We start from the raw sequence: 1,106 nt of genomic DNA on the forward strand, positions 1-1,106 counted from the left end.
CCGGCAGCTTGACCAAGCCCAAGGCGAACACCGTGCCGGCCAGCAGCAGGTAGCCCATCCAGTTGGTCAACAGGCCCAGGGTGAGAATGCGGGTGATGGTCGGGGTATCGAGCCCCAGCCTGCCGTACAGGCGATAACGCAGGGCCACTCCACCGACCCAGGTAGTGAAGTTGAGGTTGAACGCATAGCAAACGAACGCCACCGGCAGCACCTGGCGGGCCGGCAGGCGATGGCCGGTGTAGGCGCGGGCGAGCAGGTCGTAGCTGGCGAACACCAGGTAGCTGCACAGGGCCAGCAGCAACCCCAGGGCCAGGGTCGAGGGTCGGTAGGCCAGCAGCGACTGGCGCACTTCACTCCAGTCCAGGTTACGCGCCAGGGTGAACAGCAGCACCGGGATCAGCACCAGGAACAGCACCGTCAGCAGGCGTTTGCCCCAGGTCTTCCAGCGTGGCGTGGCCATCAGGTCTTGCCCCCGTGGTAGCCGGCCGGGGCCTCGCTGTCGGCTTGCAGCGACTGCAGGCGTTGCCGGTGCGCCGGGAACCAGCCGGCGATGCGCGGGAAATAGCGGGTGATATGGAAGCCCAGGAATATCAAGGGTGCGCGCCACCAGTAGCCACGCACCATGCGCTCAAGCGTCACGGTCTTGCAGTGCTCGCGGGTCAGTTCGCTCAAGTGCTGGAACAGGTGTTCGTTGAACGCACGGTCGCGGATCAGCAGGTTGGCCTCAAGGTTGAATGACAGGCTCAGCGGGTCGAGATTGCTCGAACCCACGGTGGACCAGTCGTCGTCCACCAACGCCACCTTACCGTGCAGCGGGCGCTGGCAGTACTCGTGGATGCGCACGTCGTCGCGCAGCAGGTAGTTGTAGAGCAGTCGCGAGAGCGCGCGCACCCAGCGCATGTCCGGCTGCCCCTGGAGGATCAGGGTCACTTCGACCCCGCGCCGGGCGGCGTTGCGCAGTTCGCGCAGCAGGCGATAGCCGGGGAAGAAGTAGGCGTTGGCCACGACAATACGTTGCCTGGCTTCACGGAAGACCTGCAGGTAGCAGACCTCGATATCGTTGCGATGGCGGCGGTTGTCGCGTTCCACCAGCACGGCGCTGGCCG

General features: G+C 65.6%; 2 protein-coding genes. Both read right to left on the reverse strand.

Annotated features, from left to right (window positions below; genetic code table 11):
• The coding region (locus HU735_RS26785; RefSeq protein ID WP_186716478.1) for a YbhN family protein at window positions 1-460 on the reverse strand (460 nt) is incomplete at its 3' end.
• A partial coding sequence (clsB, locus tag HU735_RS26790; protein ID WP_186716480.1) for a cardiolipin synthase ClsB occupies window positions 460-1,106 on the reverse strand: 647 nt, incomplete at its 5' end. The genes clsB and HU735_RS26785, both read right to left, overlap by 1 nt.

This window comes from Pseudomonas sp. BW16M2 (assembly GCF_014268865.1).
GTDB lineage: Bacteria > Pseudomonadota > Gammaproteobacteria > Pseudomonadales > Pseudomonadaceae > Aquipseudomonas > Aquipseudomonas peradeniyensis.